19 protein-coding genes and 1 pseudogene are annotated in these 21,009 nt (G+C 34.5%); 18 read left to right on the top strand and 2 right to left on the bottom strand.

Annotation, left to right across the window (positions count from 1 at the left end; genetic code table 11):
- Positions 1-12: 12 nt before the first annotated feature.
- The 6 genes from TDSAC_RS07090 to TDSAC_RS07065 all read left to right on the top strand — a co-directional run bounded on the left by TDSAC_RS07090 (position 13) and on the right by TDSAC_RS07065 (position 5,214).
- Positions 13-588 (top strand): indolepyruvate oxidoreductase subunit beta, encoded by a 576-nt coding sequence (locus TDSAC_RS07090; protein ID WP_108309549.1) that lies wholly within the window; start codon positions 13-15, stop codon positions 586-588.
- Positions 589-621: 33 nt separating this feature from the next.
- Positions 622-1,050 carry an ACT domain-containing protein gene (locus TDSAC_RS07085; RefSeq protein ID WP_108309548.1) on the top strand — a complete coding sequence of 143 codons (429 nt, stop codon included), beginning with the start codon at positions 622-624 and terminating at the stop codon, positions 1,048-1,050.
- A 23-nt stretch (positions 1,051-1,073) separates the two neighbouring features.
- On the top strand, positions 1,074-2,378 hold the full coding sequence (locus tag TDSAC_RS07080) for a phenylacetate--CoA ligase family protein (protein ID WP_108309547.1): 1,305 nt from the start codon (positions 1,074-1,076) through the stop codon (positions 2,376-2,378).
- A 15-nt stretch (positions 2,379-2,393) separates the two neighbouring features.
- Positions 2,394-3,371, top strand: a complete 978-nt coding sequence (gene tsaD, locus TDSAC_RS07075) for a tRNA (adenosine(37)-N6)-threonylcarbamoyltransferase complex transferase subunit TsaD (protein WP_108309546.1) — start codon at positions 2,394-2,396, stop codon at positions 3,369-3,371.
- 2 nt (positions 3,372-3,373) lie between these two features.
- A complete protein-coding gene (locus tag TDSAC_RS07070; protein WP_108310355.1) occupies positions 3,374-4,627 on the top strand; it encodes an Nramp family divalent metal transporter in 1,254 nt (417 codons plus the stop codon).
- 242 nt (positions 4,628-4,869) lie between these two features.
- Positions 4,870-5,214 (top strand): hypothetical protein, encoded by a 345-nt coding sequence (locus TDSAC_RS07065; protein WP_108309545.1) that lies wholly within the window; start codon positions 4,870-4,872, stop codon positions 5,212-5,214.
- A gap of 333 nt (positions 5,215-5,547) precedes the next feature.
- On the opposite strand, the gene TDSAC_RS07060 is transcribed toward TDSAC_RS07065, so the two are convergent.
- Positions 5,548-5,799 (bottom strand): hypothetical protein, encoded by a 252-nt coding sequence (locus tag TDSAC_RS07060; RefSeq protein ID WP_108309544.1) that lies wholly within the window; start codon positions 5,797-5,799, stop codon positions 5,548-5,550.
- Between the two features lie 901 nt (positions 5,800-6,700).
- Between TDSAC_RS07060 and TDSAC_RS07055 the strand changes: the two genes are divergently transcribed.
- The 6 genes and pseudogenes from TDSAC_RS07055 to TDSAC_RS09285 form a co-directional block, all read left to right on the top strand.
- Positions 6,701-7,993 carry an MFS transporter gene (locus tag TDSAC_RS07055; protein WP_108309543.1) on the top strand — a complete coding sequence of 431 codons (1,293 nt, stop codon included), beginning with the start codon at positions 6,701-6,703 and terminating at the stop codon, positions 7,991-7,993.
- A gap of 225 nt (positions 7,994-8,218) precedes the next feature.
- The gene (locus tag TDSAC_RS07050) at positions 8,219-9,808 is read left to right on the top strand and encodes an APC family permease (protein WP_108309542.1); all 1,590 of its coding nucleotides are present in this window, start codon (positions 8,219-8,221) and stop codon (positions 9,806-9,808) included.
- A gap of 78 nt (positions 9,809-9,886) precedes the next feature.
- Positions 9,887-10,135 (top strand): hypothetical protein, encoded by a 249-nt coding sequence (locus TDSAC_RS07045; protein ID WP_108309541.1) that lies wholly within the window; start codon positions 9,887-9,889, stop codon positions 10,133-10,135.
- A 55-nt stretch (positions 10,136-10,190) separates the two neighbouring features.
- A complete protein-coding gene (hypF, locus tag TDSAC_RS07040; protein ID WP_108309540.1) occupies positions 10,191-12,470 on the top strand; it encodes a carbamoyltransferase HypF in 2,280 nt (759 codons plus the stop codon).
- Between the two features lie 68 nt (positions 12,471-12,538).
- Complete coding sequence (locus tag TDSAC_RS07035) at positions 12,539-15,244, top strand: diguanylate cyclase (protein ID WP_108309539.1); 2,706 nt, start codon at positions 12,539-12,541, stop codon at positions 15,242-15,244.
- Positions 15,245-15,418: 174 nt separating this feature from the next.
- Positions 15,419-15,595, top strand: a pseudogene (locus TDSAC_RS09285) (oxidoreductase); the annotation flags it as partial.
- On the opposite strand, the gene TDSAC_RS07025 reads toward TDSAC_RS09285, so the two are convergent.
- A complete protein-coding gene (locus tag TDSAC_RS07025) occupies positions 15,592-16,860 on the bottom strand; it encodes a M48 family metallopeptidase (protein WP_108309537.1) in 1,269 nt (422 codons plus the stop codon). The pseudogene TDSAC_RS09285 and the gene TDSAC_RS07025 sit on opposite strands and share 4 nt — an antisense overlap.
- Positions 16,861-17,027: 167 nt before the next feature.
- On the opposite strand from TDSAC_RS07025, the gene TDSAC_RS07020 reads away from it, so the two are divergent.
- The 6 genes from TDSAC_RS07020 to TDSAC_RS06995 are packed head-to-tail and all read left to right on the top strand — an operon-like array spanning position 17,028 to position 21,008.
- Positions 17,028-17,477, top strand: a complete 450-nt coding sequence (locus tag TDSAC_RS07020) for an MOSC domain-containing protein (RefSeq protein ID WP_108309536.1) — start codon at positions 17,028-17,030, stop codon at positions 17,475-17,477.
- A gap of 59 nt (positions 17,478-17,536) precedes the next feature.
- On the top strand, positions 17,537-17,962 hold the full coding sequence (locus tag TDSAC_RS07015; RefSeq protein WP_108309535.1) for a YceD family protein: 426 nt from the start codon (positions 17,537-17,539) through the stop codon (positions 17,960-17,962).
- A 1-nt stretch (position 17,963) separates the two neighbouring features.
- Positions 17,964-18,131: a 50S ribosomal protein L32 gene (gene rpmF / locus TDSAC_RS07010; protein WP_234405785.1), complete on the top strand. Its 168-nt coding sequence runs from the start codon at positions 17,964-17,966 to the stop codon at positions 18,129-18,131.
- Between the two features lie 24 nt (positions 18,132-18,155).
- Positions 18,156-19,151 (top strand): phosphate acyltransferase PlsX, encoded by a 996-nt coding sequence (gene plsX, locus TDSAC_RS07005; protein WP_108309533.1) that lies wholly within the window; start codon positions 18,156-18,158, stop codon positions 19,149-19,151.
- The gene (locus TDSAC_RS07000) at positions 19,141-20,121 is read left to right on the top strand and encodes a beta-ketoacyl-ACP synthase III (RefSeq protein WP_108309532.1); all 981 of its coding nucleotides are present in this window, start codon (positions 19,141-19,143) and stop codon (positions 20,119-20,121) included. The genes plsX and TDSAC_RS07000 overlap by 11 nt, the downstream gene beginning before the upstream one ends.
- Positions 20,118-21,008 carry an ACP S-malonyltransferase gene (locus TDSAC_RS06995; protein ID WP_108309531.1) on the top strand — a complete coding sequence of 297 codons (891 nt, stop codon included), beginning with the start codon at positions 20,118-20,120 and terminating at the stop codon, positions 21,006-21,008. The genes TDSAC_RS07000 and TDSAC_RS06995 overlap by 4 nt, the downstream gene beginning before the upstream one ends.
- The last annotated feature ends 1 nt before the right edge of the window (position 21,009 follow it).

Here is a 21,009-nt window from a genome sequence, read left to right as displayed (position 1 = left end):
GAGGAAGAGTTGATGGATAAAATTGATTTCTTATTTGTAGGTGTAGGAGGGCAAGGGGTATTAACTGCGTCTAGATTGATATCTCATGTGGGATTCAAAAGCGGTTATGACGTAAAGTTAACTGAGGTTCACGGTATGGCACAAAGAGGGGGGAGTGTAGAGAGCGCGGTAAGGTTTGCTAGAAAAGTTCGCTCTCCTCTTTTGTCAAAAGGTGAGGTGGACTTCCTTGTAGCGTTTGAGTGCATGGAGGCTGCAAGGTATTTGGAATATCTAAGGCCAGATGGAAAACTATTGGTTTCAGATGAGATGCTACCTCCATTGCCCGTGATATCTGGGAAGACTGAATATCCTCTAAACATAATGGATAGGATAAAAGATCTCGGTTTCGATTTCGATCTTGTTGACGCTTTAAAATTAGCAAAGGATGTGGGAAATCCAAAGACTATAAATATTATTATGATTGGGCTACTATCAAAATATCTAGATATTCCGGAAGATCTTTGGATGGAGTCAATAAAGGAATTTTTGCCAGAAAAACTTCATGAGATTAATTTGAGAGCTTTTACAGTGGGGAGAAAGTACAAATAAAGGTTATAAAAAAAGCCTTAGGAGGAGGAGAATATGAAAGTAAGACAATTAGCAATATTTATGGAGAATAGAGCAGGAAGGCTTGCTGAATTGACAGAGGTTTTAGCAAGAGGGAAAATTGACATCAGGGGGTTTTCTGTAGCAGATACTGCAGAATATGGTATATTCAGGGTTCTTGTAGATGATCCGGCAAAGGCTAAAGAGATGCTTAAAAATGAGGGTTTTACAGTAAAGGAGACCGATGTTATATGTGTAGACGTTCCTGATATTCCAGGAGGACTACATAAAACCCTTAAAATTCTTGCAGATGAAGGGATAAACGTTGAATATTTGTATTCTGGCGTTGGTGGATTTGTGGTCTTTGATCTTTCCGATACCGAGAAAGGAATAAAGGTACTTCAAGATAATAACATAGGCATTCTGTCTCATTCTGATATTGTGGCAAGAAAAATAAATAATTAATTTAATTTTTGAGGAGTTCGTATATGATATTTAATCCAGACTATGAATGCATGCCAAGAAAAAGGATTAAGGATTTGCAGCTTTCAAGATTGAGAGGGATTCTTTCGAGGGTTTGGGAAAACGTTAAGTTTTACAGGCAGAAGATGGAAGAAAAAGGTCTCTCGTTGAAAGATCTTAGAACTCTTGAGGATTTTTCAAAATTTCCATTTACGGCCAAACAAGATCTAAGAGATACCTATCCATTTGGGCTCTTTGCTGTCCCGGAACGAGATGTGGTAAGACTTCACGCATCAAGCGGAACTACAGGGAGGCCTACAGTAGTAGGTTATACCGCAAAGGATTTAGAGACATGGGCTGAGCTTACCGCAAGGGTACTTTATGCAGGTGGCTTAAGACACGACGATAAGGTACAAAACTTTTTGGGATATGGTTTGTTTACAGGAGGTCTTGGAATGCATTATGGTGCTGAAAAGATCGGCGCTACAGTTATTCCTACTTCTGTGGGCAATAGCGAGAGACAAATTAATATTATGAAAGATTTTGGTACTACGGCTATAATAGGAACTCCATCGTATACCCTTCACCTGGCTGAGGTTATGAAGGATATGGGTATAAAAAGGGATGATTTAAAATTGAGGGTTGGTTTTTTTGGGGCTGAGCCATGGACAGAGGAAATAAGAAAGGAATTGGAGTCAAGTCTTGGTATTATTGCAACGGATAATTACGGATTGTCTGAAATAATGGGCCCTGGAGTGGCAGGAGAGTGCCAACTAAAGGTTGGTATGCACATATGGGAGGATCACTTTTTGGTGGAGATTGTTGATCCCGAGACGCTAGAACCAGTTGAACCTGGAGAAGTTGGGGAACTCGTAATTACCTCGCTTACCAAAGAAGCACTTCCTATCATCAGATATAGAACAAGAGATATTACATATCTTATTGAAGAGCCCTGTGGGTGTGGTAGAACTATGGCAAGAATAGGCAAGATAAAAGGTAGAACGGACGATATGCTTATTATAAGAGGGGTTAACGTCTTCCCTTCTCAAATAGAGGAGGTATTAATTAGTACTCAAGGAGTATTGCCCCACTATCAAATAGTTTTGGACAGAAAGAATCATCTGGACATTATAGAAGTTTTTGTTGAAGTTTCAGACGATATTTTTCAAGATAAGATGAGATCTCTGGTAGAGATGGAAAGAGGTCTTACTCATAAGCTGAAATCTGTTCTTGGGATAGACATAAAACTCAGGCTTGTCGAGCCAAAAACTATAGAAAGGTCTAGCGGTAAGGCAAAAAGGGTGATAGATAAGAGAAAACTAAATCTATAAAGGAGCTAATATAGTTTGATAGTTTTAGGGATAGAAACGTCCTGTGACGATACGGGTATTGCTGTTGTAAAAGATGGATCGTTAATTTGTGAGGTAAGATCTACACAAGAAGAAGTTCACAAGAAGTTTGGCGGCGTGGTGCCAGAAGTTGCCTCTCGGGAACACTTTAAGACACTTTTACCACTTTATAACATGATAAAAGAAAGGTTTAGTGAACATATTGATGCGGTAGCTGTAACTGTAGGGCCTGGTTTACCTGGATCTCTTTCACTAGGCCTTTGCTTTGCAAAGACTATAGCCCTTTGTGAAAGAGTTAAAATAGTCGGAGTAAATCACCTTGAAGCGCATTTACTGGCATGTTTATTGGAATATCGCTATCCGAAGTTTCCTGCATTGGGGGTGATAGTCTCTGGTGGTCATACTGAGATGGTTTTGTGGAGTGGATGGGGCGTTTACAAGAGGATTGGTTGGACAGTGGACGATGCAATAGGTGAGGTAATAGATAAGATTGGCAGAGAAATGGGCATATCATACCCTGCTGGAAGCGAAATGGAAAGATTATCACGGAGCACAACGTATGAGATCAAGATACCAAAGCTAAAGATGGAAGGCTATATGATGAGCTTTAGCGGGATAAAGACAGCTGCTCTAAGAGAATTTAGAAAAATTACTTTAAAGGAAGATTATCCTGCATTTGCACTTGGGCTACAAAATTCTTTGTTTAGTTCTCTTTCTTCAAAGATTGAAAGAGTAGTACAAGACTATAAAATAAAAGAAATTGTCCTGGGCGGCGGAGTGGCTGCTAATAAGATTCTGAGGGATAAGGTGGGCGAAGTCTGTAGTAAACATAACTTGGGCTTTATAGTGCCATCTCCAAAATTTTGTGCTGATAACGCTGCTATGGTGGCAATTTGTGGCTATGACATGATTCTTAGAGGCATTTCAGATGACTTGAGTCTGGATTACAGATCGGATTGGAAGATAAAAGCCTGAATATTATCTCTATATTCAAAGAGCTTAAAACCAAACACAAAGCAAACCTGACTGTCTTAAATTGGTCAAAGTATTTTGGCCCTGGGATTCTAATTACTGTGGGATTTATAGATCCTGGTAACTGGGCATCGAACATTGCTGCTGGCTCTGATTACTCTTATAGCTTGCTGTGGATGGTTACTCTTTCTACAATAATGCTAATTTTGTTGCAGCAAAATGCATCAAAGATAGGTATGGTTACGGGACTTTGTATGTCTGAGGCTACTATGAAGTTTCTAAAGCCGATATACGGCTACTTGATTCTGGGGACTGCAGTGACTGCCTGCATTTTTACCTATTTTGCAGAGGTATTGGGGGCGGCGATTGCACTTAATATGCTGTTTAAGATACCTTTAATATTGGGTGCAGTTTTCACGAGCCTGATAGTGGTTTTTATGTTATATTCACAGTCTTATGCGCACATTGAAAAATATATTATAGCGTTTGTTTCTCTGATAGGTTTTTCTTTTATATACGAGCTCTCAATCATAAACGTCGACTGGAGAGCTGCTGTTGTTGGCTGGGTGGTACCCAGTATGCCTCACGGATCAATTTTTGTAATATTGAGCGTATTGGGCGCTGTAGTAATGCCTCACAACTTGTTTTTACACTCTGAGATAGTACAAAGCAGAAAGTTTGACATAAGCGATGAAAAAAAATTCAAAAAACAAATCAGGATGTCATACCTTGACACGATATTTTCAATGGGGATAGGTTGGGCTATAAATAGTGCGATGATCATCCTGGCTGCGGCAACCTTTTTTGCACATGGGCTTCACGTGGACGAGCTCCAAAAGGCACAAAAGATCCTTGTGCCACTGATTGGCGATACGTCGTCTCTTGTATTTGCGCTGGCGCTACTGTTTGCTGGCTTTTCATCCTCTATCACTGCATCTATGGCTGGGGGGACTATATTTGCCGGGATATTTTCTGAACCGTATGACGTAAAGGACATCCATACTAAGGGCGGAATATTCATAACAGTATTTTTCGCTCTGCTTTTAATGTTTTTTACATCAGACCCTTTTCAGGGCCTTTTGTTGTCTCAGGTGCTCCTTAGCTTTCAGCTTCCTATTACGATTATCTTGCAGTTGTATCTTACGTCTCGGACAAGCGTTATGGGTATATACAAAAATTCCAGGCTTTTAAACGCTATCCTTTGGATAATCGCAATAATTGTCATATATTTGAATGCGCTTTTGCTCTTGCAAACCTAATCAACGCACAAAAAAAATCTGCACTCTTCTGATTAAATCTTTGTATAATAAATAATTTTCACATTTTTTAAAATTATATTTTGGTATAAAGCTAGTTTAAATTAAAAATATAAAGAGTAAATGTAAATAAACTGAGAAAGGATCTAAGGAGAGAGAAATGATAATTTCAACATCAAATGTAGTTCTTTCAAGAAAATTCCACTTCTATCAGTGCTTCAGATGCAAAAAATGTGGATCCACTGGTGATAAATTTCCAAAACAATACTATTGCCTTTTCAGACAAGACTTATTCATTTGATCTAAATTCAGACGGAAAGCCTGTACAGATAAGCTTTCCTATGAATGGTAGCGGCTTTCTTGCGATGGACAAAAATAACGATGGCGTCATAAACAACGGCAGCGAGCTCTTTGGGCTAAATACTGGTAATGCTTTTAACGAGCTAAGCGCTTATGATTCTGACCACAATGGCTTTATATATGAAGGCGATCCCGTATATAACAAGCTAATTGTATTAACCAAAGATTCCTCTGGAAACGATCAAATATATTCTCTAAAGGATATGAATATTAGGGCGATAAGCCTTTAGAACACAGCAACAATTTATAACTTTAAGGACTCAAATAACGTTAGTCAGGTTGCTATGAAAAGAGCGGGATTCTATGTGTCGAATGATTTTAGCGCTGGTTGCGCAATAGAAGTTGATCTAAAAATTTAGGCTTTATTATGGACGTAAAGTTCTAAAAACTACACCTCAACCTCCTGAGAAATCAGGGGCTTTTTGTTATAACAACATAACTGTATATTCGATATTAACTACTTGACATATTATTTTAATATGCTATAAACAAAATAGTCATATCCTAACTTTCATTGAAAACTAAATTTTGTTTTGCTTCTCCCAAAGCTTTGAAAGGCTTTTTTAAAAGCCTTCAAAGAGCCTTTTACAGATGATTTCAATCTGCGAAAGAAGGAGGTGAAATCCCCCGAAAGCAAGAAATGATTCTGTAAAGAGGCTAATATATGAAACAAAAAAACTAAACTTTCCTAAAGGGGGATTTTGAAAGTTGAAAAAATTAGCTTTTGTTTTCGTAGTAGCATCACTAATTACCTCCCTTGCAGTTCCCGCTTTTGCAGGGCCATTCTCTGATGTGCCAGCTAATTCTTGAGGCATATATCATAAATTCCCGTGCTATTGTAACGAGGTCGGCGGTTCTACTCCTAATTTTTCATATAATTGAATCTATTTTTTAGTTATTTCGCCTAAATGTATTTTTTTGTTGGGTAGTTCAAAGCATTCTATTACATCTAATTCATCAAGCATCTCCTGCATCGTATAGTCTTTAAACAGGTTATTGTCCTGAATAATAATTTAAATAGAATTTTTGTTTATCAACAATCATCGCTACATATAACATACTATTTAACGATGAAAAAAGCAAGAAAAATCCTATTTAACAATGTATTGGCGGAAGTTTGTTTAATGACTCGTATATTAAAGCGGGAATACAGGTTGTACGGCAACTTTGAACGTAAGCGCGTATGGTTTTATCCCTTATGTATTTTATCTATATATTTTCCCAATTTCAAATTTATTACAAATTGTATTTAAGGATGGCGCAAAGAGAAAATTGATAAGGCTAAAGACATAGGATACATTACTAAATTTATTGTGAAAAATATAATAAATTTTTTGAAGGAGAAATTAAGAATATTATTGGATTATAATAATAAAAAATTAAATTAGTAATATTTTTAATTAGTAAAAAAATAGTAAAAATAATATTATTTTAATTAATATTTAGAGTTCATATTATTAGAAATGGCTTTATATTATATAAAATTTGACTTAAAAATCTTTAAATCAATTAGTAATTTTTAAATAATTGATAAAAATTGTGTATATATGTATTTTACTTTTGAATGTTATAATCTTAAAAAGTTGACATATAAGTAAGTAATTTACTTACTTATACAAACTGGCTGACAATTCTGATAGAAGGGAGGATAGGACATAGGATATATAAGTTTTTAAGTTTTCTATTGTCTTATTTTTAATTTAAGGGGGATAGTAAATGAGCAAAACAAATTTCAGGTGGGTTATTATAGGTTTAGTCTTTTTTATTACTGTTATTAACTATGTAGACAGAAGTGCAATTGCATTTGCAATGCCGATTTTAAGTAAATTATTTCATTTGAGTCCAGAGGACATCGGTCTAACTTTAGGAGCTTTTAATATTGGGTACGCTTTGATGGTTTTTGTGGGAGGTTTACTTGTTGACAATTGGGGTGCTAGAAAAGTTTGGTTTTGGGGGGCGCTAATTTGGTCAGCGAGCATATTCTCAACAGCTTTTGCGACAGGATTAGCATACCTTTTTACTGTGAGACTAATTCTTGGTTTGGCTGAAGGTCCAAATTTTCCTGCCATGAATAGGGTAGTGGGCGATTGGTTACCGTTAAAAGAAAGATCTACTGCCTTAGCAAATGGTTTGGTTGCTGTTCCCTTTGCATTGATGATAGGTGGTCCTATTGTTACATCCCTTTCAACATTATTTGGTTGGCAGGTTATGTTTATGATCCTTGGTATTGTGGGTATGATTTGGGCACCCGTCTGGCTTTATTTCTTTAGAAACTTTCCAGAAAGGTCAAAATTTGTAAACGATGAAGAGCTAGCTTATATTAGAGAAGAAGCTAATGTTGATAGAAACAGAACAAGTCATGAGATTAGACGTGAACACACTAATGTACCAAAAGGTCTTTGGAAATTTTTGCTCACCAATCCTACACTTTTATCTAATGATTGGGCATTTTTTGTGTTTGGTTATAATTTGTTTTTCTTTATGGGATGGTTACCGACATTTTTGGATAAAACTTATCATATGAATGTTATGAAAATTGGTTTGTTTACTGTTTTACCCTGGGCGTTGGCTACGATTTTGCTATTTCTTGACGGTAGACTTTGTGACAGAATTTTTGCAGCTACAAAAAGCTTAAGGAAAGCTCGCTCACATCCGATCTGGATAAGCCAGCTTTTAAGTGGTTTAAGTCTTATTCCCATTATACTTTATCATGACGTAAACATTGCAATGATATTTATTGCTTTGGCTGTTGGCCTGGGTATGGCTGCAAATCCAAATTATTATGCTACAAACATTGATGTTATTAGACAAAGATCTGGAACGGCGCTTGGCATAATGGACTTTGGATTTGCTGTGGCAGGGCTTATTGCATCTACTTTGACGGGTTTGATTGTTCAAGTTACAGGTTCTTTTGCAGGTGCTTTTGGATTTTTGCTCTTTCTTAATCTTACATCGGTACTTGGTGTACTCTTGTTTCACCATCCGGATAGAGAAAAATTTCAGGCCTAAAAACAATAAATTTCCAGGTGAGTTTAATATTCTCACCTGGAAAAAATTATAAAGCAAATTAAAGAATTTTGTTTCTTGGACAATTAGGTTCTATAGAAAGAGTTCTTAAGAAAGGAGGGAAGATATCTCTGGCTTTAAGGACTTAGTCTTTAGGAAAAAGAAAAACTTTTCTTAAAGATTAAGTTAGATCTATAGTATGAATCTTAGTAAAAGGAGATGAAGGTTTTGAAATCGAAACTAAAAAAGGAGCTAAATCTTCTAGATCTAACAATGTTAGGTCTTGGCGGAATAGTTGGTTCTGGCTGGCTCTTTGCTTCCCAAAAAGCAGCTAATCTTGCTGGACCTGCTGCAGTTTTTGCCTGGGTTATTGGCGGGATATGTGTATTTTTCATTGCTCTCGTTTATGCTGAACTTTCAGGAATGCTTCCAGAATCAGGTTCTTTGATCCGATATCCACAATATACTCACGGAAATTTTGTCAGCTATGCTTTAGCTGTCGCACTGATTATAGGCGACTCTTCAGTTATAGCTATTGAAGCTCTTGCGACAGTTCAATTTGCAAGTTCTTATCTACCATTTTTATACAATAACCATCAGGTAACATTTATAGGTTGGATTTTTACGATGGGCATAATAGTAATTTATTTTTTGCTAAATTATTGGAGCATAAGAATTGCTGGCAAAACTAATACAATTGTTACGATATTTAAATTTTTTACTCCGACTGCAACGGTTTTGGTTTTGTTTACTGTTTTTAATCCGATGAACCTTACTCAGTATGGTGGCTTTGCTCCATTTGGTTTTCCTGCTATCCTGGCTGCGGTATCAAGCGGAGGCATTATTTTTGCATACCTGGGATTTAGACAGGCTGTAAACCTTGCAGGTGAGGCGAAAAATCCAACGAAGGATGTTCCTTTGGCGGTAGCTTTAGCTGTGGGATTAGCGATAGTATTGTATGTTTGTTTGCAGCTGACTTTTGTAGGATCTTTGCCTCCTCAAGAAATTGCAAAGGGTTGGGGGCATATTAACTTTAGGTCACCTTTTGCTGAAATATTGCTATTGTTGAATATTCATTGGCTGGCTACTATAGTATTTGCTGACGCTGTAATATCTCCTTCTGGTACCGGTCTAATTTATATGACTTCAACCTCAAGGATTATAAATGCTCAATCTTTAAACGGTATTTTCTGGAAAATATTTGTAAAAGTTGATGAAAAGACTGGCGTTCCAAGATATGCCCTCTGGCTGAGTTTGATACTTGCTCTAATCTGGACTGCTCCCTTCCCGTCATGGAACAAATTGGTGGGTGTCGTTTCGAATGCAATTGTATTGACTTACATGATTGGTCCTGTAAGCGTAGTGAGTCTTAGAAAATTTGCTCCAAATCTTTATAGGCCATTTAAAGCTGAACCAATAACTCTTATATCTTTAATAGCATTTATTGTATGCACACTTCTCATAGACTGGAGCGGATGGTCAAACGTTTCTGTTTTAATTGCTGTAGACTTAATAGCTTTTTTACTCTATTTCTACTTTGTGGCTACTAGAGATGAATTGAAGAAAGACCTTGGTAAAAATGTAAAATCAGGAATTTGGCTTATATTCTATATGCTTTTTATCGCTCTTATGAGCTACATTGGAAGCAAGCACTTTGAGGGACTTGGTATTATAGAATATCCGTTTGATCAGCTTATATTGATTGCTGTATCAATAATTTTCTTCTTCTGGGCAGTAAATAGTGCGCATTACACTGATGATATTAAGGAGATTGTAGAAGAAAGAGGAGATGAAGTATCGAAATTTGTAGCAAAGTAGTTAAATAATATATAATAATTAAAATTATTATTACTGAGGGCGCTTATAAGCGCCCTCAGTAATTCAGAAGGTGATTATATGGAAAAAACTTATAACGTTTTAATTGTGTTTGTACTTTCTATACTACTAAATGTTCCTTTTGGTAGGTTAAGATCAAAAGTTAATAAGTTTTCTAAAAAATGGTTTTTATATGTTCATCTCCCAATACCTTTTATAGCCTTACCAAGAATTTTTCTAGGTATAAGTGTATACTTTATACCGCTTTTGGTAATTGGTTCTGTAATAGGACAGGTCATAGGAGCAAGATTTAACTTCAAAATTAGATAGGCATTTAGACTTCCAAATTATTGCTATTCTTTTTACAAGTTGATATCATTTATATATGCTAAAACATATCTTTGCAAGAGTTGAAGGAATAGTTCAAGGAGTTGGTTTTAGACCATTTATATATAGACTAGCTAAAGAACTATCTTTGAATGGTTATTGTTTAAACGATACTGAAGGAGTAACTATTGAGGTTGAAGGAGAAGAAGAAAATCTAAGTAAATTTTTGATAGCAATAAAAAATGATTTTCCACCTCTAGCAGTAGTTAGCAGTATTCGTTCAGAACAAAGAGAAATGGTGGGATATAGGGGTTTTGTCATAGACAAGAGCAAACAAACCGACAAAAAGACAACTTTTATACCTCCTGATACGAATGTGTGTGATGATTGTCTTAGGGAGCTATTTGATAAAACTAACAGAAGATTTCACTATCCATTTATAACCTGTACAAACTGTGGACCTAGATTTAGTATTATCTATGACATTCCATATGACAGGAAGAATACTACTATGAACCCTTTCGAACTTTGTCCCGAATGCAAAAGAGAATATTCTGATCCACTTGATAGAAGATTTCATACACAACCTACTGCTTGCCCTTTATGTGGTCCTAGCGTTTATTTATATGACAGAGACAAAAACCTAATAAAAGATAACGTTGATGATATAGTAAAAGAAACTTATAATCTCCTAATGAATGGGAAAATAGTTGCAATTAAAGGTTTAGGGGGGTTTCATCTTGCAGTTGATGCAAAAAACGACGAAGCTGTTTTAGAACTAAGAAAAAGGAAAAGAAGGCCATTTAAGCCGTTTGCCCTTATGGCAAATATTAATGCAGTTAGTGATTTTTTATATACTACAAAAAAGGAACTAGAGCTTCTTACTTCAAGGGCAAGACCTATAGTTTTATTAAAACAAAAAGAGAAAGCTTTAGAAAAAATTAGTAGGTATATAGCTCCTGACTTAACTTATATTGGAATAATGCTTCCATATACACCGTTTCAGTATCTTTTATTTGATAAAGATAAAGCTATGATTCTGGTTATGACCAGCGCGAATTTATCTGATGAGCCAATCGTATATAAAGACGACGTAGCTTTTGAAAAACTTTATGATATTGCTGATTATTTTGTTACATATAATAGAGAAATTGCAATTCAAAGCGATGATAGCGTAATGTTTGTTTTGAACGAAAAAGAGTTCTTTGTCAGGCGTTCGAGAGGATTCGTTCCAATTCCCTTCTTTACAAAAAAATTTAGAAAACATATCTTTGCAGCAGGAGCAGATCTGAAGAGCAGTTTTGCGCTATCTAAAGATAATGTAATTTTTTTGAGCCAGTATCTTGGCGATCTTGAATCTGTTGATACCTATAGTGTTTATAAAAATACTCTTGCTCATTTTGAGAAGGTTTTCGATATAAAGCCTGAAGTTTTTATTTCTGATCTACACCCAAATTATTTTACCACGAGGCTTACAGATGAAATATCTCTTAATTCAGAGAGACTCTTTGTTCAGCACCATCACGCACATATTGCGGCTGTGATGGAAGAGCACGGTATTTACGATGAAGTTATAGGACTTGCATTTGATGGAACAGGATATGGCACGGATGGAAGAATATGGGGTAGCGAATTTTTGCTTGCTAATAGAAAAGAATTCAAAAGAGTTTTTCATTTTTCATATTTTAAGTTGCCAGGCTCTGAAAAGGCAATTAAAGAAATATATAGGATCGGGCTTTCTTTGCTTTACGACTTAGGGTTAACCGATATTGAATTGGCAAAATTTATAAAAATTGTGGATAGAGATAGTATAGAAATCATTTTAAGTATGTTAAATAAGAACATAAATTGTCCGCTAACTTGCAGTATTGGAAGGCTCTTTGATGGCGTTGCTGCAATATTAGGGGTTTCAAGTGTTGTAAGTACTGAAGCTGAAGCTGCACAAAAACTGGAAGAATTAGCTTTAACTGGGAAAAAAATTTATCCATTTGAAATAGATCTTGACTTATCTAATGAAGTAGAAATTCCTGTCAATCAAATAATAAAAAATATATTGGAGATGAAAGAAAAAGGCGTGCCTGTTGAGGATATTGCCCTATCCTTTCACAATGCAATATCACAAATCAGCGTAAATTGTGTTCAGGCTATTTATGATATGCACAAAATCAGAAAAGTTGTGCTATGCGGAGGTGCATTTGTAAATAAAATATTGTTGAAAAGAATCTGGGAGGCCTTAGAACTTTTTGGTTTTGAAGTTTTTTTGCCTCATAGGATTCCTTTAAACGACTCCTCTATTGCTCTTGGCCAAATATCTGTTGGAAAGGAATTGATAAAATAAATTCTTTATGTTTTTAAAAATTTTATGGTAGTATAGAATTTGCATTGTTTTTTCTAAATTTGAGGAATATGTCAAAAATTAAAAGGTTTACTTTAATAAATATTCTAATTTTTTTAGGGTATCTATTGCTTTCTTGGATTCCCTCTTTATTCTTTCCTGGTATTTCGCCTTTCTGGCCACCAGATGCGTTTGCAGTTTTTTCAGTACTTATATGGAGAGAATATCCTCTTCCTGGCATATTTTCGGGATTATATTTTGCAAGCTTATTGTTTTTTAATGGGGGGATAAATTTTTCATTTTTTGTGGCTTTTATAGATACTTTTTCGCTTTTGATTAGCCTTCTTATTGTGAAAAGACTTAGATTTGATTTTAGAGATGTATTCAAGGACGTTAAAAATTTTCTAATTTTTGCAATTTTTTTAGGTATCATAAAACCGCTTATTTCATCTTTGTGTGTTTCATTTATCTTTTTAACTTATGGAAGGATTGTTTATAGTGATTTATTAAATTTTATAGAAAATTGGTTTATATCAGAATTTGCTACTATTATATCTATTACACCATTTCTTTATTTGCTGTGGATTAAGAGGAGAAATTTGGTAAACGTATTTAAATCAAAGAAAGATATTGTAGAATTTTTTGTTCTCATCATTTTAACTATTACTTTATGGTATCTTTGCTTCATATTGCCAAATTTAGACGATGGTATGAGAATAGGGCTATTATTCGTTGTAATTTTGCCTACTGTTTGGTCTGTATTTAGCCTCGACTTTCTTATTACTTATTTTCTTATTTCTTTAGTATTTTTGTTAATGTTTTATGCCACTATATTTGGATTTGGGCCATATTATTTACTTATGAAAGGCAATCCCATTTTTGATGTTGAAGTTTTTTCTTCTGCAATGAGCTTTGCTGTACTGCTATTTTCTGTATTGAAGAACCAAATAGAAAAAGGACAGGCTTTTAACAGTGCAATGATAGAGCACACTCTTGCTGGAATAGTTGTATTGAAAAATAGAGTAATTTTATCAGTTAACAAAAGATTTTTAAATATGCTTGGATATAAAAATATTAACGATCTTATTGGGAAAAGTTCAAAGATCCTGTATTTTGATAATGAACATTTTGAAAGGACAGGAAAGCTTTATGAAGATCTTGCTACTAAAAAGACTGCTCAGTTAAGAGACGTTAAACTTTTAAAAGCTGATGGAGGATATATAATTTGTGATATTTCTGGCGGAGTTATAAACGAAGAAGAGAATCTGATGGATTCAGTGACTGTCTGGACCTTTTTTGACGTTACAGAAAGGTATCAAATGCAAAGGGCGAAAGAACATGAGTATGTAAATAAGCTAAAGAAATTATCTATAATCAACACTCTCAGAGCAAATGTGAATAAAATAATTTTAAGCACAGAATCTGAGAAAGACCTTTTTCAGTCTGTATGCGATCTTACTCTTTATTATACAAAAATGCTTTTTTCTTATATAGCATGTCCAAACCCCAACGGTGAAATAATCTTTTATGCAAAATCAGGAAACACTGACTTTTTAAATCAAATAGATTTTAGCGTAAATTTAGATGAGAACAGAGGCAAAAACCTTATGTCTTATGTTTGGAATACAAAAAAGCCTGTCTATATCCAATCTTATGAAGAATTTGATGTGTCTAAAAACATTAAAGAAAAATTATTAGCTCTAGGCGTTAGATCAGGGGCTGGTTTGCCAATATACTTTCATGAGAAGTTGTATGCTATATTTATTTTAGCAAGTGACGAACCTAATTATTTCGATTCAGAACTAAAAGAGGCTTTGGAAGATTTGGTGAGAGATATTTCCAATGGTCTTGAGAGGATTGAGCTTTTGCAAACTGAACGAAATCTTATGATAATTCAGGAAGCGCTTCTTGAGAATACTTTGGCTGGAGTTGTAATGACTAAAGAAGAAAATATTATTAACGTAAATTCAAGGGCATTAAGTATTTTTGGATATCATTCGGCTGTTGATCTAATGGGTAAATCTATGAATATCTTATTTTCTTCTGAAGTTGAGTATGAAAAAATAAAGAAGTTTTATTCTGATACTAAGGATAATAAAAAGGTTTTTATAAACAACATAAAGATGATAACACAGAATAAAAAGGAGATTTACTGTGATATAGGGTTTTGCCTTGTAAAAATAAAGGACGAAGAATTAGCTATATGGACGCTTATTGACGTTACCGATAGATTTAATTTAGAAATTAAGCTACACGATCAAGCAAGAATTGACCCTCTTACTAATTTGCTAAATAGAAGGGCTTTAATGGAAGATTTACAATACTTTGTAGCAAGGGCGAAAAGAAATAAAAGTGTGTTTGCAGTATGCATGATAGACCTTGACGATTTCAAAGTTGTAAACGATACATTTGGACACAGTATGGGGGACAAGCTTCTGAAAGAATTTGCAAACAGGCTTAGGTTAAATCTTAGATCTAGCGATCTAGTTGCAAGAATTGGAGGGGATGAATTTATAGTTCTAATAGATGGACTTAATAATGAAGAATATTTAAATCAACTAAAGAGTGCTTTTAATAGGATACATCTTGCAGTTGAGGAAGATTATGAATTAATACCTGGAAAAAGTGTAAGAATCGAGATGTCATTGGGGGCATCAATTTACCCGATTGATTCAACCAAGCCAGAAGAATTAATTAGAAAGGCTGATATTGCAATGTATCAAATAAAACAACAAAAAAATAATAGAGTAAATTGGTGGCAAATTGGTGTAAAATAGAAGTTAAATAATTTATTACTTATGAGGTTTATTATGGAGAACAAACTTTTTTCGAGGATCAAAATAAGAGATTTAGAATTTAGAAACAGGATCTTTATGTCGCCAATGTGTCAATATAGTGCGGTTGATGGAATTATTAATGAGTGGCACATTACACACTATCTACCCGTTCTATTGGGTATGATCGTTGATCCCTATCAAGCTGAACATATCCTTTGTACTGAACAAGCCGACGTTGTGCTTCTTGGCAGAGAATTACTTAGAAACCCATATTGGCCACTGTATGCAGCAAGGATATTAAAACAAAATATAGAATGGCCTGTTCAATACTTAAGAGCCAAGCTAAATTAATTAGATTCACTACATTTGGCTTTGTATCTATCATAAAAGTTAAATATGTGTCTTATTCTATCTACTAAGGGCGGATGGGAATAGTTAAAAAATACATAAAGAGGATGGGGTATAGGATTGGACAGATTATCTTTATATAATTTAATGAGAGTATTTTTAAAAGTTTCTGGATCCATGGTTAACTTTATTGCAAATTCATCTGCTTGATATTCGTTTAATCTTAGTAGTGGCATAAATATTAAGTTAAAAATTATGTTTCCAAGCGGCAAAAATATTGTGAAGATTATAAATATTTTGTTATATAAAGAATTGTTAAAACCAAAAATATTAGATATGCAGTTCATTTGAAGTAATTTTTCGCTGATAAACATAGCTAAAATTATAACTAAAGCATTTAGCAAAAACATTTTAAAAATATGATTATGTTTAAAGTGCCCTAGTTCATGAGAAAGAACCGATATTATTTCAGAGTGATTGTGATTTTTAAGAAACGTATCAAACAAGACTAATCTTTTTTTCTTTCCAAAACCTGTAAAATAAGCATTTGAGTGAGTTGATCTCTTTGAAGCGTCCATTATAAAGACGTTTTCAAGAGAAAATCCTGTTTTTTCTAAAATATCCTTTATTTTTGATTCCAATTCTATATCTGATAGAGGTGTAAACTTGTTAAACATCGGAGCAATAAATATTGGATAAATATATAGAATAAGGAAACTTAACAATATAAGAAAACAAGACGATAATATCCACCAAATTGGTCCTGATATATATATAAAATTTATTATTATGAATGAGATCACAAAAAGTAAAATTATTCCTAAAATTGTCTGTAAACACATATCTTTCAAAAATAATCTTTTTGTTATTTTGCTAAAGCCGAAAAATTTTTCAATATAGAAGGTGTCAATAATAACAAAGGGAAGATCTACTACTTTAAATATGGCATAAAAAGAAATAAATAATAAAAAAGCTTTTACAAATTCAAATGTTTGGAACTTATAAATTTCTGCAGATATTGATTGGATAATGTTTAATGCAAATAAATAAAAAAATATAAGAATTTCTATAGTTCCTTTAATTATTTGAGTGGCTATTTTAGATTTTTGGTATTTTATTAGGAGTACCGGGTTTTCAACAGGGAATATTTTTTTAATTTTTTCTAAATTGTTTATGTTAATGTTCTTGAGATTTAAAAATTCTAAAAAGACTCCAAACAAATTTACTATTATTACGAGAAAAATAAATATATATCCTGTCTGTTGCAAAGATATCCTCCGTAAAATAAATATTTTGTTTCTAACATACTAATTATACTAGTAATATAATTATTTTCAGTTTTCAAAAAAAAATAAATATTTTGTAGTAGAATAAAAGTAACAAAAATAATTAAGAGCAAGCTACAAATAAATACTTAAATTGCCAGGAGGAAATTTTGAAAGGCAAAGTTGTAAACTGTGCTATCTCAACTGAGAGAGGAGTTCCAAAAAACAGCGTTCAATGCATTGAACTTATCGAAAATTATGGAGCAGTTGGAGATGCACATGCCGGTCTTTCACAAAGACAAGTTAGTGTTTCAAGTTTGTCTACCTATTCGAAAGGGATTGCGAAAGAACTTAACTTGAAACCAGGTGATTATGCTGATAATATTACAGTTGAGGGAATAGATGTATATAAGATGAGCGTAGGCACTAAATTTAAAGTTGGAAAAGAGGTTGTGTTACAAATAGTTGAGATAGGCAAGGGCCCAAATGAACATCTTGAAAAGTCTAGGTATTTGCAGTTTAATAGACCCTATAATCAAATGTTAAAAGAGGGCGTATTTTGTAAGGTTTTAAAAGGTGGCAAGGTTTGCATAGGTGATATTGTAGATTTTGATATTTGATGTTTGACAATTTTTAAAAGGATTTTTATAATAGCTTCGTTTGAAAGGTAGGGTTTCAGATGAGAGTAGATGTCTCGCAAATCCTTGATGATGTGGGAAGCAGTATCAGGATTAAGACTCAAGAAGCTGCTCAATTTGATGAGCCCTCTCTTGAATTTTGTTCACCAATTGATTTTGATTTGACTTTGACGAATGTAGGAAAGGCTATACTGGTACAGGGCAAAATTAAGGGAACGCTTGTGATGGAGTGTGCAATCTGTCTTAATAAGTTTAAGCAGAGGATTGAGTTTGAGTTAAACGATGAATTTGTTAAGGGTAAGCCTAATGAAGATCAATTTGCAATTCATGGTAAGGAAATTGATCTTTCGGAATTGTTGAGGCAAGAATTTTTGTTGTGGTTTCCAATGAAACCCGTTTGCGTTCTTTGTAGAGAAGATATTAAGGAGGTTAATATTAGTGGGAGTACCAAAAAAACGTCGTTCTAAAATGCGTCAAAATACAAGAAGGCCGTATATCATAGAAGGTGATATGCCAAATATTATTACTTGCCCTCATTGCGGAGCTCCAACACTTTCGCATAGGGCATGTTCTAAGTGTGGAACATATAGAGGTAGGGTTGTTCTTACAACCAAAGCAGAAAAGGCGGAAGAATAAATATTAGGATAAGATCATAACAACTTGATTTCTATAGCTTTTGACCTTTTAGGCGGAGATAGGGCACCTGAAGAAACTGTGCGCGGTCTCGTGCTTGCAATGGAGGCGAGATCGGATTTTGTTACTTATGCTGTAGCCACAAAAGAAATTTTTGATAGATATCAAAAAGTTTTATATCCCTTTTTGTCTTCAGATAGATTAAAAGAAATTATTTGCGAAAAAGTTTTTGAAATGGACGACGAACCTGTAAAAGCTTGGAAAGAAAAAAGGGGATCTAATTTGCATAAGATGATAGAGTTAGTTAATGAAGGAGTTGCTTCTGGTTGTGTATCTCTTGGTAGTACAGGTGGATGCTTGGTTGCAGGTACATTAGGAATAGGTAGGTTGAAAGGGATTGAAAGGCCTGCGATAGGCGTTCTTTTGCCCTCGAAGCGGGGAGGATTTCTTCTAATTGATGCTGGAGCAAATGTTGATGTAAAGCCCAAAAATATTCTAGATTTTGCTAGAATGGGTAGTGTATATATGAAATTTCTTGGTTTTGAAGATCCAAGCGTCGGTCTTTTTAATGTGGGGGAAGAAAAGAGTAAGGGAGATAGACTAAGACAAGAGTCTTACGAGCTTCTTTCGAAAAGTGATATTAATTTTGTTGGCAATATGGAAGGTAAGGATGCTTTTTTTGGGAAGTGCAATATTCTAGTTTGTGATGGCTTTATTGGAAATATTTTTTTAAAAACTACAGAAGGAGTCTCAGATTATTTAAGATATGAAATGAGAGACGCTATAAGACAAAATTTTATGACAAGATTAGGGGGAATGCTTTTGTATCCAGCTTTGGCAAGAATAGTAAAGCGTGCTGATTATTCTAATTATGGAGCTGCTCCTCTTTTAGGAGTAAAAAAAGTCTTTTTAATTGGTCACGGAAGAAGTGGACGTATTGCTGCAAAGAATGCTATATTACAGACTGTAAAACTTTGTTCTGAAAATTTAATAGAAAAGGTAAAAATTGTAGGTGAAAGTTAAGGACGTAGGGATATATGGTTGGGGCTCATGTGTACCTGAAGGCGTAGTTACAAATTTCGAGCTTGAAGGTATGGTTTTGACCTCAGATGAGTGGATAAAAGAGAGAACTGGTATTTTAAAAAGGCACGTTGCGTGTAGAGGTGAAAAAACCTCTAATCTGGCTATCACTGCTTTACAAAATGCAATGAAATTAGGGGATGTAAATCCCGATGAGATTGATCTAATTATTGTGGCAACGTCTTCTCCAGACATGCTTTTTCCTGCTACTGCCTGTATTGTACAGGATGCTATTGGGGCAAAAAGAGCTGCTGCTTTTGATTTGTCACTGGCATGTACTGGTTTCGTATATGCTCTTTGTGTGGGATCGCAATTTATACAAAATGATTCTTATAAGTGTGTTGCAGTTGTTGGAGCAGATATTCTTACAAGATTTATTGACTGGTCTGACCGAAAAACAGCAATACTTTTTGGTGATGGTGCAGGCGCCTGTATTTTGAAGAGTAAGCCCGGTAATGAGTGGTGGTTTTTTTTGGGAAGTGATGGAAGCGGTGCAGATCACCTTAAGATATCAGGGAGTGGTTCTAGTAATCATGATCGCTTTGAAACTTTTCAAAAAAGATTGCCAACTATACAAATGAACGGACAGGAGGTTTTTAAATTCGCTGTAAGGTCTATGGTTCAATCTGTGAAGAATGTTATTGAAGAATCTAAGTTAAGCTTTGATGACATATCAAAGATTATTCCTCATCAGGCAAATAAGAGGATAATAGAGTCAGTAAGAAAGCATCTTAAATTAGAAAGTGAAAAGTTTTATGTTAACGTAGAGCGCTTTGGTAATACTTCAGCAGCGTCAATTCCTATTGCTATTGATGAAGCTTATAGATCTGGTGTTATCAAGGCAGGCGATAAGATAGTTCTTGCCGCATTTGGTGCAGGTTTTGCATTTGGATCGGGGTTGATATCTTTATGAGTAAAAAAACTGTTTTGCTTTTTCCAGGGCAAGGCTCGCAATATTTGAATATGCACTTAAAGTTGAGCGAGAAGTCTCAAGAATTTGTAAGAAAGATATTGGAAGATTTAAATTTGACAAATATATTAAAATTAATGTCAACATCTGAAGAGTCTTTACTGCCTACCAATGTTTCACAGGTTGCTATTTTAGTAACGAGCTTAGGTTTTTTGAAAGATCTAAGCGATAGAGGCTTTAACTTTGAGGCGTCTGCTGGCCACAGCCTTGGAGAATATGGAGCCTTGGTTGCTGCAGATGTTCTTTCCTTTAAAGATGCTCTGAGATGCGTGTATATTAGAGGTCATCTTATGGGCGAATGTGCTGCAAGATATGGAGGTAGTATGGTAGCTTTGCTCGGATTTGAAAGGGAGATGATTGAACATATTTGCAAAGAAGCTTCACGTTTCGGAATATGTGTTGTAGCAAATGAAAATTCTACTCAACAAATAGTAATTTCTGGTGAAAATGATGCAATAGGCTGGGTTTTGGAAAATTACAAAAAATTTAATATAAAGAAGGCTATAAAGTTAAAGGTCGAAGGTGCATTTCACTCTCCTCTTATGGAAGACGCAGCAAAAGAGTTTAAAAAATTTTTAGAGAGTCTGGAGTTTAAAGATTTTAAAGTGCCAGTTTATAAAAATATTGATGGGCTTCCTTACAAAGATACTAAATGTATTCCAGATATTTTATCAAAGCAAATAATCAGTCCGGTAAAATGGATTGATACTATTGAGAATATTATTCGTGATGGATATGAAAATTGTGTTGAAGTGGGTCCAAAAAATATCCTTACAACAATGTTAAGGCGCTGGACTAAGCTAGAGTGTAGTGCCTTGGATGGAGAGTGAT

It is taken from the genome of Thermodesulfobium acidiphilum (assembly GCF_003057965.1).
GTDB lineage: Bacteria > Thermodesulfobiota > Thermodesulfobiia > Thermodesulfobiales > Thermodesulfobiaceae > Thermodesulfobium > Thermodesulfobium acidiphilum.
This window is presented reverse-complemented; position numbering and strand designations above follow the sequence as displayed.

What these genes read in the sequence shown, in the direction of transcription:
- TDSAC_RS07090 (WP_108309549.1), top strand. Translation starts at nt 13, where the DNA reads ATGGATAAAATTGATTTCTTATTTGTAGGTGTAGGAGGGCAAGGGGTA.
- TDSAC_RS07085 (WP_108309548.1), top strand. Translation starts at nt 622, where the DNA reads ATGAAAGTAAGACAATTAGCAATATTTATGGAGAATAGAGCAGGAAGG.
- TDSAC_RS07080 (WP_108309547.1), top strand. Translation starts at nt 1,074, where the DNA reads ATGATATTTAATCCAGACTATGAATGCATGCCAAGAAAAAGGATTAAG.
- TDSAC_RS07060 (WP_108309544.1), bottom strand. Translation starts at nt 5,799, where the DNA reads ATGCCTCAAGAATTAGCTGGCACATCAGAGAATGGCCCTGCAAAAGCG.
- TDSAC_RS07055 (WP_108309543.1), top strand. Translation starts at nt 6,701, where the DNA reads ATGAGCAAAACAAATTTCAGGTGGGTTATTATAGGTTTAGTCTTTTTT.
- TDSAC_RS07045 (WP_108309541.1), top strand. Translation starts at nt 9,887, where the DNA reads ATGGAAAAAACTTATAACGTTTTAATTGTGTTTGTACTTTCTATACTA.
- hypF (WP_108309540.1), top strand. Translation starts at nt 10,191, where the DNA reads ATGCTAAAACATATCTTTGCAAGAGTTGAAGGAATAGTTCAAGGAGTT.
- TDSAC_RS07035 (WP_108309539.1), top strand. Translation starts at nt 12,539, where the DNA reads ATGTCAAAAATTAAAAGGTTTACTTTAATAAATATTCTAATTTTTTTA.
- TDSAC_RS07015 (WP_108309535.1), top strand. Translation starts at nt 17,537, where the DNA reads ATGAGAGTAGATGTCTCGCAAATCCTTGATGATGTGGGAAGCAGTATC.
- rpmF (WP_234405785.1), top strand. Translation starts at nt 17,964, where the DNA reads ATGCGTCAAAATACAAGAAGGCCGTATATCATAGAAGGTGATATGCCA.
- TDSAC_RS06995 (WP_108309531.1), top strand. Translation starts at nt 20,118, where the DNA reads ATGAGTAAAAAAACTGTTTTGCTTTTTCCAGGGCAAGGCTCGCAATAT.